The 14,917-nt window shown below is 35.3% G+C and carries 15 protein-coding genes; 10 read left to right on the forward strand and 5 right to left on the reverse strand.

Features of this window, described 5'->3' with window-relative positions:
* Window positions 1–7: 7 nt before the first annotated feature.
* From KI430_RS13935 to KI430_RS13965, 7 genes are read left to right on the forward strand one after another with little or no spacing between them, the layout of a single operon-like run.
* Window positions 8–916, forward strand: a complete 909-nt coding sequence (locus tag KI430_RS13935; protein WP_248875554.1) for a sugar kinase — start codon at window positions 8–10, stop codon at window positions 914–916.
* 9 nt (window positions 917–925) lie between these two features.
* Complete coding sequence (locus KI430_RS13940) at window positions 926–1,573, forward strand: DUF4291 domain-containing protein (protein ID WP_248875555.1); 648 nt, start codon at window positions 926–928, stop codon at window positions 1,571–1,573.
* Complete coding sequence (locus KI430_RS13945; RefSeq protein WP_248875556.1) at window positions 1,557–2,078, forward strand: O-acetyl-ADP-ribose deacetylase; 522 nt, start codon at window positions 1,557–1,559, stop codon at window positions 2,076–2,078. The genes KI430_RS13940 and KI430_RS13945 overlap by 17 nt, the downstream gene beginning before the upstream one ends.
* Complete coding sequence (locus KI430_RS13950; protein WP_248875557.1) at window positions 2,068–3,009, forward strand: ADP-ribosylglycohydrolase family protein; 942 nt, start codon at window positions 2,068–2,070, stop codon at window positions 3,007–3,009. Before KI430_RS13945 ends, KI430_RS13950 begins: the two co-directional genes overlap by 11 nt.
* A 10-nt stretch (window positions 3,010–3,019) precedes the next feature.
* Window positions 3,020–3,562, forward strand: a complete 543-nt coding sequence (locus KI430_RS13955) for an RNA 2'-phosphotransferase (protein WP_248875558.1) — start codon at window positions 3,020–3,022, stop codon at window positions 3,560–3,562.
* Entirely contained in the window at window positions 3,563–4,297 is a 735-nt protein-coding gene (locus tag KI430_RS13960; RefSeq protein WP_248875559.1) for a metallophosphoesterase family protein, read from the forward strand.
* A gap of 21 nt (window positions 4,298–4,318) precedes the next feature.
* On the forward strand, window positions 4,319–6,031 hold the full coding sequence (locus KI430_RS13965) for a M14 family zinc carboxypeptidase (protein ID WP_248875560.1): 1,713 nt from the start codon (window positions 4,319–4,321) through the stop codon (window positions 6,029–6,031).
* On the opposite strand, the gene KI430_RS13970 is transcribed toward KI430_RS13965, so the two are convergent.
* Complete coding sequence (locus KI430_RS13970; protein ID WP_248875561.1) at window positions 6,028–7,557, reverse strand: hypothetical protein; 1,530 nt, start codon at window positions 7,555–7,557, stop codon at window positions 6,028–6,030. The two genes, KI430_RS13965 and KI430_RS13970, sit on opposite strands and share 4 nt — an antisense overlap.
* A 155-nt stretch (window positions 7,558–7,712) precedes the next feature.
* Here KI430_RS13970 and KI430_RS13975 point away from each other — a divergent pair, with 155 nt between their 5' ends.
* The 3 genes from KI430_RS13975 (at window position 7,713) to KI430_RS13985 (ending at window position 11,005) form a co-directional block, all read left to right on the forward strand.
* Complete coding sequence (locus KI430_RS13975; RefSeq protein ID WP_248875562.1) at window positions 7,713–9,572, forward strand: M1 family metallopeptidase; 1,860 nt, start codon at window positions 7,713–7,715, stop codon at window positions 9,570–9,572.
* A gap of 110 nt (window positions 9,573–9,682) precedes the next feature.
* Window positions 9,683–10,441 (forward strand): type III pantothenate kinase, encoded by a 759-nt coding sequence (locus KI430_RS13980; RefSeq protein ID WP_248875563.1) that lies wholly within the window; start codon window positions 9,683–9,685, stop codon window positions 10,439–10,441.
* A 27-nt stretch (window positions 10,442–10,468) separates the two neighbouring features.
* Entirely contained in the window at window positions 10,469–11,005 is a 537-nt protein-coding gene (locus tag KI430_RS13985; protein ID WP_248875564.1) for a GNAT family N-acetyltransferase, read from the forward strand.
* Here the strand turns inward: KI430_RS13985 and KI430_RS13990 are convergent, their stop codons facing one another.
* The 4 genes from KI430_RS13990 to KI430_RS14005 form a co-directional block, all read right to left on the reverse strand.
* On the reverse strand, window positions 11,006–11,437 hold the full coding sequence (locus KI430_RS13990) for a nucleoside deaminase (protein ID WP_248875565.1): 432 nt from the start codon (window positions 11,435–11,437) through the stop codon (window positions 11,006–11,008).
* A gap of 2 nt (window positions 11,438–11,439) precedes the next feature.
* Window positions 11,440–11,865 (reverse strand): RrF2 family transcriptional regulator, encoded by a 426-nt coding sequence (locus tag KI430_RS13995; RefSeq protein ID WP_074235788.1) that lies wholly within the window; start codon window positions 11,863–11,865, stop codon window positions 11,440–11,442.
* Window positions 11,866–11,968: 103 nt separating this feature from the next.
* Window positions 11,969–13,516 carry a G-D-S-L family lipolytic protein gene (locus KI430_RS14000; protein ID WP_248875566.1) on the reverse strand — a complete coding sequence of 516 codons (1,548 nt, stop codon included), beginning with the start codon at window positions 13,514–13,516 and terminating at the stop codon, window positions 11,969–11,971.
* A gap of 13 nt (window positions 13,517–13,529) precedes the next feature.
* The gene (locus KI430_RS14005) at window positions 13,530–14,756 is read right to left on the reverse strand and encodes an OmpP1/FadL family transporter (protein WP_248875567.1); all 1,227 of its coding nucleotides are present in this window, start codon (window positions 14,754–14,756) and stop codon (window positions 13,530–13,532) included.
* Window positions 14,757–14,917: the final 161 nt, after the last annotated feature.

Raw genomic sequence — 14,917 nt, forward strand, 5'->3', positions numbered from 1 at the left:
AGAAAAAATGAAAATCGAATACGCTATCATCATCAAAAATAAAACTAGACTAGAGTCTTTGATTGAACGCTTCAATACCAAAGCTCAGGCGAAGTTTTACATAGAAAGTTCGGGAGGAAATTTTCAGGAATATGTCGATGAACACGAGAAATTTCATCAATCATTTTTGGAAGTTCAGACAAAGCTTTCAAAAGTGATTAAAAATAAAGTGATTGAAAGAGAGTTTGTTCCGTCTTATATTTTTTCCGAAAATAATTTGATTGTGGTCGTTGGACAAGATGGTTTGGTGGCAAATGTGGCAAAATACTCTAAAAATATTCCGATTGTGGCAATCAATCCTGACGAAGAAAGATATGACGGCGTTTTGCTTCCTTTTACGGTAAAGAACTTTCTGAATGGCGTAAATGCTGTGTTGAACGAAAAGTTTAGTTCAAAGAAAATGAGGTTTGCAGAAGCGGTTTTGAATGACGGACAAAAACTATTGGCTGTGAATGATTTATTCATCGGGATTTCTTCTCATTCTTCGGCAAGATATAAAATTATGCTTAACGGGAAAGAAGAAAGCCATTCTTCCAGCGGGATTATTGTCTCCACAAAAACAGGTAGTACAGGTTGGCTGAGTTCGATTTTCAATATGGCTTTCGGAATTTTAGGAGAAACTGATTTGCATTATCCAAAGCTGAAAGAGGATGATTTGTATTTTGCGGTAAGAGAACCTTTCAAAAGCATCAGAACGCAAACCAATATCTGCGGAGGAAAGCTGAAAAAAGGAAACAAATTAATCATAGAATCATTAATGCCAAATAATGGTTTTATCTTTAGTGATGGAATTGAGCAGGATTTTTTGCAGTTCAACAGTGGTTCAACGGCGGAAATAAAGCTGTCTGATGAGGAAGCAGTTTTGGTAATAAATTAAAACTAAAAAATGAAACTTAAATTAAAACAATATAAAGTGCAATTAAAAGATTGGCCACAAGCAGGGCATCACATAATGGCTCAATTTGATGATGAAAAAATTATCGTTTATCAATCTTATCGAAAAGATATCGGAGAGTTTGCTGTTAAAAACCAATATTTTGGAGGAGAATTCAGTTTGGAAAGAATGACTTGGATCAAACCGAATTTCCTTTGGATGATGTATCGTAACGGGTGGGGAACGAAAGAAGGTCAGGAATGTGTCTTGTCAATTCATTTGAAAATGTCTTCTTTCAAACGATATTTGGAGAACGCGGTCTATTCCTCTTTTAATGAAGAGCTTGGAGTTTCCAGAGAAGAATGGCAAAATCAAGTGAAAGAATCTTCTGTAAGATTACAATGGGACCCGGACCACGACCCTTTTGGAAATAAATTGGAAAGAAGAGCGATTCAAATCGGATTGAGAAATGATTTTATCAAATCTTTTGCGAAAGAAGATATTGTTTTGATTGAGAATATTTCTGATTTTGTGTGGGAACAACATCAATTTGTTTTGAATAAGGATTTGGATAAACTGATAATTCCTGAAGAAAAACCGTTGTTGTTTGATAATGGAAATTTAAATAAAAAATTGAGACTTAATGAAACTTACAATTGAATTAATAAAAGGCGACATCACAAAAATTAATGCAGATGCAATTGTAAACGCTGCCAATTCTTCTTTACTTGGTGGAGGTGGAGTTGATGGAGCCATTCATCGTGCAGGAGGAAAACAAATTCTGGAGGAGTGTATGGAAATCAGAAACAGACAAGGAAAATGTAAAACTGGAGAAGCGGTTTTCACTTCTGCTGGAAATCTTCCTGCAAAATATGTGATTCACACGGTCGGTCCGATTTGGAATAATAACGAAGAAAAAAATTCTAAACTCTTAGCTGATTGTTATAATAATTCTTTGAAATTAGCAGTAAGTCTAGGAGTAAAAACAATTACTTTTCCGAATATCAGTACCGGGGTTTACAGATTTCCGAAAGAATTGGCTGGAAAAATAGCTGTTGAAACTGTTAAAAACTTTCAGTCAGATATAATTGAAAAAGTTACTTTCGTCTGTTTTGATGACGAGAATGAAAAGATTTATAAAAAGTTATTAGAAAATGCACAATAATATAAAATCAGGAATTTTCGGAGTTTGCATTGGCGATGCTTTAGGCGTTCCGGTGGAATTCAGAAGTCGAGAACAATTAAAACGTTCGCCAGTTACAAGAATGAGAGCGATGGGAACTCATCGTCAACCATTGGGAACTTGGAGTGATGATGGTTCGCTTACACTTTGTCTTGCCGAAAGCCTTTGTAATGGATATGATTTGGAAGATATTGCGTTGAAGTTTTTACAATGGTATAATACTGAAATCTGGACGCCACACGGAAAAATTTTCGATATTGGAATTGCCACAAGACAAGCGATTTATAGAATAAGTAAAGGAGGAATTCCGCAATTATGTGGAGGAACAAGTGAATTCGATAACGGAAATGGTTCCTTGATGAGAATTTTACCATTGTTATTTTACATTAAGGATTTCTCTATTGAAAAACGTTTTGATGTAGTGAAAGAAGTTTCTTCAATTACTCACGGTCATATTCGTTCTGTGATTTCTTGTTTTATTTATTTGGAGTTTTTGATTGAAATTTTAAATAAATCAGAAAGACTTGAATCTTATCAAAAAATGCAAACCAAAGTCAAAGATTTTCTAAATAATAATCCAATTTGCTCACAAAACGAAATGGATTTATTTGACCGAATTTTAAGCAACGATATTTCAACTTTCCCTGAGGATGAAATTAAAAGCAGTGGCTACGTTCTTCACAGTTTAGAAGCTTCATTATGGTGTTTTATGAATTCTGAAAGTTACTCTGAGGCAGTTTTGAAAGCCGTCAATTTAGGAGAAGATACCGACACAACCGGAGCGATTACAGGTGGAATTGCAGGACTATTTTATGGGTTTGAAAATATTCCTGAGGAATGGGTTTCTGAATTGGTAAGAAAAGATGATATTGAAAAATTATGTAATAAATTAGAGAATAGATTAATGAAATAAGAGACAAACAATGACCGAACCAGAAAAGAAAAAAATAAGCAAATTTCTCAGTCTAATTCTTAGGCATCAACCAGAAACCATCGACTTAAAATTAGATGAAAATGGTTGGGCAAACGTCAATGAATTAAGAGAGAAATGTTCAAAGCATAAAATAAGTTTCACTTTAGAAGAATTGGATGAAGTTGTAGAAACCAATGATAAAAAACGATTTATTTTCAACAATGATAAAACCAAAATCAGAGCCAACCAAGGTCATTCGATTGGTATTGACTTGGCTTTAAAACCTCAGAAACCTCCAGAATTTCTCTATCACGGGACTGCTCAGAGTAATGTCGATTCTATTTTAGAAAAGGGAATTGAGAAAAGAAATAGACAACACGTTCATTTGAGTTTAGATAAAGAAACAGCTATCAAAGTTGGAATGCGTCACGGAAAACCAATTATATTGACCATAAGAACAGGCAAAATGTTCGAAGACGGAATTCTGTTTTATCTTTCTGAAAATAATGTCTGGCTGACGGATTTTGTGGATGCGAAATATATTTCAAAATAAATGAAAAGAACATTAGCAATTGGCGATATTCACGGTAGGTTCAAAGCTTTAAAACAGGTTTTGAAAAGAGCTAAAGTTACAAAAAATGATAAATTAATTTTTCTCGGAGATTATGTTGATGGTTGGAGCGAATCTTCCAAAATTATTCAATTCTTAATTGAACTTTCCGAAAAGCAGGAATGTACTTTCATCAAAGGAAATCACGATGCTTGGACGGAAGATTGGCTTGCTCTCGGAACAGCGCCCGATGTTTGGCTTTTCAATGGTGGGAAAAGTACTGTGGAAAGTTATTCGGATTATTCTTTGGAAGATTTGGAAAAACACCTTGAGTTTTTTCAACGGATGAAGAATTATTATGTTGACGATGAAAACCGTTTATTTATCCACGCAGGTTATTCTTCTATACACGGGCCGGAAAAAGAAACGTATTCAAGCAATTACCGTTGGGACAGAACTTTGTGGGAAACGGCTGTTGCAATGGATAAGAAGTTGTCGAAAAATTCAGAACTATATCCGAAAAGATTGGTTTTATATAAAGAAATTTTCATCGGTCACACGCCAACTTTATATTTGGGAATCAAAGAACCTGTCAACAAAGCGAATGTTTGGAACTTGGATACCGGCGCCGCTTTCACGGGCTCTTTGTCAATTATTGATGTTGATACGAAAGAATTCTGGCAAAGTGATTCGCTTCCATCTTTATATCCAAATGAAAAAGGCAGGAATTTTTATTGACCGATTCTCTACATTTGTACTATGAAAAATCTCTCAATCCTATTCATCCTAATTTCTGTTTTCGGTTATTCTCAAATTCTCACGCCTTACGAAAAAGGCAACGGCAATCAAACCACAACTTTTGAAGAGATGCGAAAATTCTATCAGGATTTATCAAAACAGTATCCATCAATCAGTTATGAGACTAAGGGCGAAGATGACAACGGAGCTCCAATAGATGTTGTGATTTTCAATCCTACAAAACAAAGTTTCGAAGAAGCCAGAAAAGGAAAATCGGTTCTATTCGTCAATAACGGAATCCATCCGGGAGAACCAGACGGAATTGATGCAACGATGATGTTAATGCGAGATTTAGCAACCGGAAAAATCAAAGCACCGAAAAATGTTATTTTCACAGCAATCGCAAGTTATAATGTTAGCGGAATGCTGAACCGAGGAAGTTTCTCCAGAACCAATCAAAATGGTCCGGAAGATTATGGTTTTCGTGGCAATGCTAGGAATTACGATTTGAACAGAGATTTCATCAAAACGGATTCAAAAAATTCCAGAAGTTTTCAGCAGATTTTTCAATGGCTAAAACCGGATGTTTTTATTGATAATCACGTCAGCAACGGCGCAGATTATCAATATACTTTCACTTATATTTCAACCAATAAAGAACGCTTGGGAACTATTTTGGGAAATTATTTCAATGACGAAATGCAGAGAACGCTTCTGAAAAATATGGAGAAAAGAGGTGTGATTTCCGTTCCTTATGTCAACATTCACGGCGATGTTCCGGATGACGGTTTTCCTGCTTTTGTGGATTCGCCGAGATATGCAACGGGTTACACGACTTTGTTCAATGCTATCGGGACGGTTGTGGAAACACATATGCTGAAACCTTACAAAGACCGTGTGAAAGTGACTTACGATTATATGGTTGACAATCTGAATTATATCGATGAAAATTATAAAACCATTCAACAGAAAAGAACTGAAAATCTTAAACAATACAGAGTTGGAAGCCGATACGCTTTAGCCTGGAAACTCGATTCTGCAAAATATGAAACGATTGATTTCAAAGGTTTCGAAGCTAAATATAAACCAAGCGACGTTTCCGGAAAAACCAGACTTTGGTACGACAGAAATACTAAGTTTTCAAAGCCGGTTAAATTCTACAATACTTACGTTCCTGCAAAAGAAATCACGATTCCGAAATATTACGTCATTCCACAATCCGAATGGAAAATCATTGATTTACTGAAATTGAACCAAATCAAAATGATTCCGATAAAACAAGATTCTACAATATTGGTTGAACAATACAGAATCAAGGATTTCAAAACGGTTCCGAATCCTTACGAAGGTCATTATCTGCATTACGACACATTTGCGACCAAAGAATACGGAAAAATCAAATTCAGAGCCGGAGATTTTCTCGTTTCATTGAACCAAGATGGCGTGAAATTTCTGTTAGAAACCTTGGAGCCGGAAGCGGTGGATTCTTACTTCAACTGGAATTTCTTCGATGCAATTTTGGGTCAGAAAGAATATTTTTCCCCTTATGTTTTCGAAGATACAGCGAGTAAACTTCTGAAAGACAACAAAGCTTTGAAAACCGCCTTTGAATTGGAAAAATCCATTAATCCAAAATTGGCAGAAGACGGACAAGCACAGTTGGATTGGGTTTATAAGCATTCAGACTATTACGAGAAAACGCACCGGCTTTATCCGGTTTTTAGGGTAGATTAAGGACAATTATTTATGATTTGTAGCTTAGTAGGGTTTAGTAAGTTTCCATAAATTTCAAAGTGGATTATACTTCCAATACTACTTTTTAGTGCGCAATAATTTTGTAAACTATTATTATTTACAATGAATATTCTCTCAAGATTACTTATGTTTTCAAAACCCTCCAAAGAATTTATTAAATTACAACCAGCTAGTTCGAAATAGTTGATTGAAGTATTGCCAACACCTGTAAGGTTTTTTAAATTGTTACATTTTAATAAATGTAAACTTTTTATCATTTGAATGTTTTTTAATTCCATTAAATTAGGAATGGAAACATTCTCCAAAGCAAATGAGTACTCGACTTTTCTCAGATTGTTAAGTCCATTAAGACTGTTTAGTTTCGGAGAGTTTTTTACTGTGAAAAAATTTATGGTATTGATATTTTCAAATCCTTTTAAATTTTCGATATTTTCACAATTTATTATTTGAATATGGTCATATTTATTGGTAGAAAAATTAATTCCTTCTAATGTTCTTAGATTCTTACAATTTTCAAGTGTAAATATTGTTGTATTTTGATAATTACCTATTGTAAAACCTTTTAAACTTGTGATATTTGGTGCATCTTTTAAAGTAAAATCATATGCTTCACAATTAATTGTACGGTTTCCCAAATCAGTTCCTTCAAATCCTATACTGGTAAACTCTCCGGTTCTAAAATTTAATGGAAGTCCATCAAAACTAGGTACTGTTAGGTATGTTCTGTGCCAAGCTTGTTCAAGATTCCCCAACCCTTGCAAATTTTTTACCAACGGATTATAGCCAACATAGAGTTTCCCAGTAAACATCAATTTATCCAAACCGGATAAGGTCGATAATTTAGTATTGTTATAGATTTGCAATTGACCATTTGGAAATTGATCAGTTCCAATTAGCTGGAGATTCTCCAAACCGTGTAAAGATGTGAGTTTCGATGTATATTCAATATTAAGATTTCCTCCTATTTTAATTATTGATCTTAATGGGGAAAGATCTTCTACACTACCTCCGATGTTAAGTTCATATACATACGTATAATTGTTTTTTCCAAGATCATCAACTTGTTGTTGAGTGTTTAAGTATATTCTTTGTTCACTTGGAGAAGTATGTTTTTCTGAAATAAAACTTACTGTATTTCCGTAATAAATTTTATTCTTTGTTTTCACATAAAACTTAAGATAGTATTTTTTATCACCAGTTAAATCGTAAAAACTTCCCTTGAAAATTCTATCTCCTGTGACATATTCTTTTGTTTGATTTCCTTCATTTAAATCGATAGTTAAGTTTTCATTTTTCCCGATTAACATTCCATAATAAACAATCTCTTCATCATTGGTTTTGATAATCTCTCCTTCAAAATCAACTTGTATTTGAGAAATGAAACTTGGATTATTGGTTTTTAATTCTATTTGATTTTGATTGATTGTTTCATTGTCGTTTATTGTATCATCGTTCCGACAGCTAACAATTAATATGAATAAAAATAAGAGTAGTGATTTTTTCATAGTATAGTTTTTACTGTTCAAAAATATTAATTTTTTCTACATAAATAGGATTTAATACAACTTGTCATTCAATAAAAACTTCCTATTTTTGGTAAAATTATTATAAAAATCCTTTCAGAGTTCAAAACTCTGAAAGGGTTGATAAAAATGAATCTATGAAAAAACTGAAATTCTCTTTATTCTCAATTCTTTTTTCTTTAATCATGTCGGCTCAGCAAAACCCTTATTATCAGCAATATGCTAAATATAAAATGGATATTGATGTAGATGCTGTCAATTTCACATATCAAGGAAAACAGACTTTGGATTACAGAAACAATTCGCCGGACGAGCTAAAAGTGGCTTATTTTCATTTGTATTGGAATGCTTTCAAACCGGGTTCTATGATGGACCAGCGCGTGCAGTCTCAGGGTGTAAATGCGGATGGAAGATTGGCAAAAAGAGTTGGAAATACAGTGGTTTCCAGATTATCCGAAATTCCGAAAAATGAAGAAGGCGCACAAAATATCCGTTGGATTAAGCAGAATGGCAAAGATTTGAAGTTTGAGATTCAGGGGACTGTTATGAAAGTTTTTCTTGCTGAAACAATAAAACCAAATTCTTCCACAACTTTTACAATGGAATGGGACGCCAATATCCCGATGCAAATCCGAAGAGCTGGAAGAAACAACCGCGAAGGTGTCGATATGACAATGACGCAATGGTACCCAAAAATTGCTGAATACGATTATGACGGTTGGGCGGCTTTTGATTATGTCGGAAGAGAGTTTCACGCCCCATTTTCTGATTATGAAGTGAACATCAAAATCGATAAAGATTATGTCATAGGAGCTGGAGGAAATCTTGAAAATCCAACAGAAGTAAAAGGTTATGACAGCAATGCAACCATCAAAGAAGACATTTCCAACAAAGTGACTTGGAAATGGACAGCGAAGAATATTCTGGATTTTGCCTGGGCGGCGGATAGAGATTATTCCGTGGAAAGCTTTCCGATTTTGGACGGTCCAAAAGTTTACTTGGTTTACCAAAAATCTGAAAAAACAAAATATTGGTCGGAAATGAAACCTTATATCACCAAATATTACCAATTAATGAATGCGACTTTCGGGCGTTACAAATGGCCAAGTTACTCATTCATTCAAGGTGGCGATGGCGGAATGGAATATGGAATGTGTACTATGATTTTGGGAGAAGCCACTTCACTAGAAGGTCTCAGCGGATTGATGTTCCATGAAGGTGCGCACTCTTGGTTTCAGCAGATGCTGGCAACCAACGAAAGTGTGAGACCTTGGATGGATGAAGGTTTTACGCAGTATGCAGAAGATTTTGTGTCTTACAGATTGTTTCCGCCAAAAGAATCTCAACCCAATCCATTTGTTGGCGCTTTGAAAGCTTATGCTAATTTTGCCAAATCTGCAAAAGAAGAACCTGCAGTTTGGTTGGGTGACCATCACGATAACGGAACAGCTTACACTTATGCAAGTTACATCAAGGGTGAAACATTTTTGGTGGAGCTAGGTTACATCGTTGGCGAAGAAAATCTGAGCAAAATTATGCTGAAATATTATGACGAATGGGCGATGAAACATCCTACTGAAAGAGATTTTATTCACATTGCACAGTTGGTTTCTGGAATGGATTTGAAGTGGTTCCAACATTATTGGATTAATACAACAAAAACCATTGATTACGGTATCAAGAATGTGAAGTATGACCCACAATCAACAACAATTACTTTAGTGAACAAAGGCGGTGTGCCGATGCCAATTGATTTCAGTATTTTGACAAAAGATAAAAAAGTCATCAATTATAATATCCCATTGAATTTGACCAGAGTTTGGAAAACGAAAGATATCTACGGTAATATTCAGACTTTGCCTTATTGGGCTTGGACACAGCAGGAATACACGTTTACAATTCCTTATACAAAATCTCAGTTGTCTGCCTTGGGAATTGATTTCAGCCAAAGATTAGCGGATGTTAATCCTGAGGATAATTATTTGGAAGTAAAGTAATAGTAATGTAACAGTGTAATAATTTAACAATGTATCAATTTCAACTGAATTTAAGATTTTCAAACATTGGTAAACTGTTACATTTTTAAATTGGTAAATTAATAAAAGTAATGAATTCCATCGTAATCAATATAGGAAATACCAATATCCGTTTCGGATTGTTTGATGATGATAATTGTGACCTGTCTTGGGTCATCAATACCAAACCTTATAAAACGACGGATGAACTTTTTGTCCAAATCCTGATGCTTTATCAGACCTATAAAATTGAGGTTGATAAAATCGATAAAGTCATTATTGGTTCCGTTGTTCCCCAATTGACGAAAGTTGTTGCAAGCGCAATTAAGAAAATTCATAACAAAATCCCTGTAATTGTAGATAGAAATACACCGTCTGGTGTTATCCCGAAATCTAAACAAATGGGAACAGATATCTACGCGAATCTTGTTGCGGCGCATAATCTCTATCCAAGTCAGAAGAAAATCATTCTCGATTTCGGAACAGCACTTACAGCAAGTTGCCTGGCTGAGAATGGAGAAACTCTTGGAGTCATAATCGCACCTGGAATTGTAACTTCACTGAATAGTTTGATTAAAGGAACAGCCCAATTACCGGAAATCGAGTTGGTAAAACCAAAATCTGTTTTAGGTCTAGATACAATTACCTGCATGCAAAGCGGAATGGTTTATGGTTTCCTGGGAATGGTAGAAGGTTTTATAGACCGGATTAATGATGAGGTGAATGACCAATGTTTCGTCATCGCAACAGGCGGTGTGAGCCACGTTTACAAACCTTTAACGGAAAAAATCAACATCGGCGACAGGTTGCATACCTTGAAAGGTCTGTATTTTTTGGGGAAGGATTTGTAGATTATAGTATTTGTATTAAAGGTAATAATGATGAAGGATTTTCCAAGAATAGAAACCGAAAGATTGATTCTTTCTGAATTGAAAGAAGGCGATTTACCATTAGTTATAGAGTATCTTCAGGATAGAGAATTTTCAGAATATACGTCTAGTATTCCTCATCCGTATGGAAAAGAAGAAGCTAATTTTTGGTTGAAAATGACACAAGAAGCTTTTGAGTCAAAAAAAGGATTTACGTTTGCAATTCGCGATAAAGAAGAAAAAATTATAGGAGCAATTGGTCTTCACGATCAAGGTTCGGATAAAGCAGAAATGGGATATTGGCTGGCAAAAATATTTTGGGGCAAAGGTTATGTTACGGAAGCTGCAAAAGCTATTGTTGATTTTGGTTTTAATGAATTAGAACTTAATAAGATTTTCGCTGTTCATTTTCCAAACAACCCAGCTTCTGGAAAAATAATGAGAAGAATCGGAATGGAATTGGAAGCTGTTTTAAAACAACATCTGAAAAAAGATTCGGAATATTATGATATTCCAATGTATTCTATTTTTAGGAATAAGGTTTAATTAACGTTTAGAATTAAAAAAGTCTTTTACGATTGCAGAGCATTCATTTTCCAAAATTCCAGTTACAACTTCTGTTTTGGGATGAAGTGACAAACCTTTATTGATGAAACCTCTTTGTTCATCTCTAGCACCAATCACAACTTTCGAAATTTGCGACCAGGCTAAAGCTCCGGAACACATCACACAAGGTTCCAAAGTCACATATAAAGTACAATTCTGTAAGTATTTCCCACCAAGAAAATTAGCGGCAGAAGTTATAGCCTGCATTTCTGCATGCGCTGTAACATCAGTAAGTGTTTCTGTTAGATTGTGAGATTTGGCAATCACTCTGTCATTCGACACGACAACACAACCAATTGGAACTTCGTCTTTTTCCAAAGCTAATTGAGCTTCTTGGAAAGCCATCTTCATAAAATATTCGTCAGTGAACATATTTAGATAGGGAACTTTTCGGATTTTGTCATATCAGCGATGCTTGTATCCAGAATTGGTAGCATACTATCACGGACATTAATCAATAATTTACGGATTCCACAAGTTCCCTCATCTGTACAATCTGCACATTTTTCATAAAAATTGAGAGAAGCACAAGGCAACATTGCTACTGGTCCGTCAACGATTCTGATGACATCAAGAACTTTGATATCGGCTGGGTCTTTCATAAAAGTGTAACCACCTTCAGCGCCTCTTTCACTTTTGAGAATCTTGTTTTGTTTCAGTTCACGCAGGATTTGTTCCAAAAATTTGAGTGGAATACGTTCGTTCTCCGATATTTTTTTAGCGGAAAATAATGAAGCATTGTTTGTCCTGTTGAGGAAAAGCAAAGTTTTGATAGCGTATTTGACTCTTTTTGAAAGCATTTTGTAAAAATAATCAAAATTTTATATTTTGGAAATATATTTATTATCAATAAAAAACCGCCTCATTAACTTAATGAGACGGTCATATAATATCTAATTCTGATTAAGGAAATGTAACTCCAGAATAAGAATTTGGACTAATCATTGATAGATTAGATTTGTATTTAGTATTGATTGCTTTTAAAAATTCGTTAGCTATGATAGCATAACCACGTCCGGTTAAATGCACTCCGTCAAGAGAGAAAGATCCTCCAGTTACAAATTTTGCAGAATATCTTACGCCATCCCACTGGATTCCAGATGCAGAATTCAATTCGACCATTTTAGCATTGGCATCTACAAAAGCATAACCGTTATCGTCAGCTGCTTTTTTAATAATAACATTATAGCTGTTAATTGCAGTGTCAATAGCTGTAGCTTCTGTGCTTGTTAAAATATATTTGTCTTCAAACGGGTAAGCAACACCTCTTGCGCCTAAACTAGCTGGGATACCTGGAGGAAGAGTTGCAGCAGTACCAATTGATCCAGACGTAGTCAAAGGAATAAGGTCTGTTGATTTAGCCTGTCTGGCGCGACCATAGGTAGCACCAAGATAAGGTGCTAACGCCATCAATTGTGGGTTTCCAGATGCTAATGCGGCTGTTGTTATAGCATTACCTAGGTTAGGAAGGCTTTCATCAAAAATCAATAAAGGATTGGTTGCAGTTTTTGATAATGGTTTAATTCTGTCACCAGCTCCCAAAGCAGTTAAAATTTGATTAAGTGGTCCATATAAACTACTATTTAGTTGGTCAATGGTAGCGTTTCCAACATTTACATCTCCTTTACCAAGCAACGTTGCTGTTAACGGATTATAAGGAACGGTTGTCAAAGAAGGAATTGTTGTTACATTTGGGATGTTTGCAATTACACCTTTCGCTCCGGAAGTCTTGATTTGAGACACCAAGAGATTATAATAGGTTCCGAATTGATCTGCAGGAGTTAATGTTTCAACAGTATCATCAGCACCAGCTAAAGCATAAAGAAGAGCATCATTATTGCCAATCCATAAACTGAAAAATGTTGGTTTCTGTGCTAAAAAGTCTTGGATAACAGAAGTTGTTGGGCTTGATGCAAATCTAACAAAATAAGGGTTAGCTGTTTTTGCAAGAATACCTTGAACGTTTCCATAACCAGGAGCTAACAGATGTGATACTTTTGCACCAGGAACTCCCATATTATTAAATGGGCCTGTTAACACAGTATTGGTAATAGTAGCAGCTTTGTTATCATTAGCAAAAGCTATTGTAGGTGTTCCTGCACTGAAGCCGGTAATTACTCTTTTAGTATCTGCTATCTGTACATTTCCTGTCGGCAGAGTCAGTAGTAGACCTCCATTGTTATCGGGCATCAATGGCTGCTTGAATTCTCCACCACCAGCTGATTGCATTTGTTTAGCAATCATACTTGGGTAAGACTCGTTTTGTCCGTCTGCATATAGAGCACCATCTCTGTAACCAGCAGTTAAGGAATTTCCTAGAGAAATATATTTTGAAAAGTTAGCTTCTCCTGAAGTGACAGCAACATCTTCCGTACTATTTTCGAAATCTGTCTTACAGCTCACAGCTAATAAAAGCGTTGCAGCTAATGTTGATATATATATTTTTTTCATAATAGATTCAATTTTAAAATGCGTTGTAAGATAGTCCTAAACCAAAATAGAATACATCAGCTTTTGCTTGTCCTGCAAATTTGATATTTTGATTACTAAAAGTTCTGCTTTTAGGCATTGCATAAGCTCCTGAAAGATCAACCCCGAATTTGTTGAATTTGAAACCAACCCCACCAGTAATTACGTAATTGTCAAATGAAGGTGTTTCTGGAATAAAATCTTTATCCTCATATGGAGTCTCGTCATAATACCAACCTAATCTACCAAAAATTCTGTCGTTGAACGCATATTGAGTTCCAAGACGGAAACTTGAAGTGTTTTTGAAGTTTTTAGGCGAAACAAGAATTGTTGGATCGTTTGGCTGATTTCCTGCTGCTACATTATCAAAATCTAATGTCAGCTTGCTGTATCTCTCCCAGCCGTGGTAATTATAGTCAGCAGAGACAAGCCATTTTGGAGTGATTTTATATGTTATACCCAATGTATATTCATCCACAAGAGGTAATGTTGCCTTGAAGTTGTCTGAGCCTCCGTTGAAATTTGGCAATAAAGAAGTTGGTACCATAAAAGTAGCTTTTCCTTTTTTAGCTTTCATATCTACAGGAGAACGATAAGCTACACTTACGTCCCACTTTTCATCCGGTTGGAAGTAAAAACCAAAACCAAATCCGTGACCTGTTGCGCTATCATCTAAAAGATTAAGCTGTCCATTGTAAATTGTTAAAGCTTTTGTCCAGTCCACTTTTCCTTTAGCATAGATATAGCTAGCTCCAAAAGACGCCCAAGGTGCCAGTTTTACTGAAATCATGGGTTGGAAAAAATAACTTTTCAGTTCTAGCTTCTGCACAATTTCTTTACCTTCCCAGTCGCTTGGCCACTCGATAGTGCTTCCAAAAGGGGTAGAGAAACTAAAACCTAAAGAAAGATTGTCTAAAACCTTATATGCCACAGCGGCATAAATTGGTGTTCCCAACGGATTATCTGTTTCGGTTTGTTGCAGCGTACTTGTGTTTTGATATGTAATCTGATTTGAAACTCCAAAGCCACCCGCTACTACACTCAGTTTTGAAGGAATGAAAGAAATCCCTGCTGGGTTGAAAAATGCAACACTTGCATCCTCTGCGTGAGCACTGGTGTGAGCCATCGCCAGCTGTTTAACACCTTGTAGAGATACTCGGAAACCTCCTGCGTATGTCATCACTCCGGCTGCTAGTGCCATTGATATTAAAATTCGTTTCATATAATTATTATTAATGTTCCAAATTTATAATTATTTTAATAACAATTGAAAAAAAACATAAAAAATGTTAAACATTGCTATTTGTAGAATAATTGTTTAAGTTAATGCGTATTTTATATGTTTGAAAATTAGATGATTAAATTGTTTCTGTCGTTTTTTGG

It is taken from the genome of Epilithonimonas zeae (assembly GCF_023278365.1).
GTDB lineage: Bacteria > Bacteroidota > Bacteroidia > Flavobacteriales > Weeksellaceae > Epilithonimonas > Epilithonimonas zeae_A.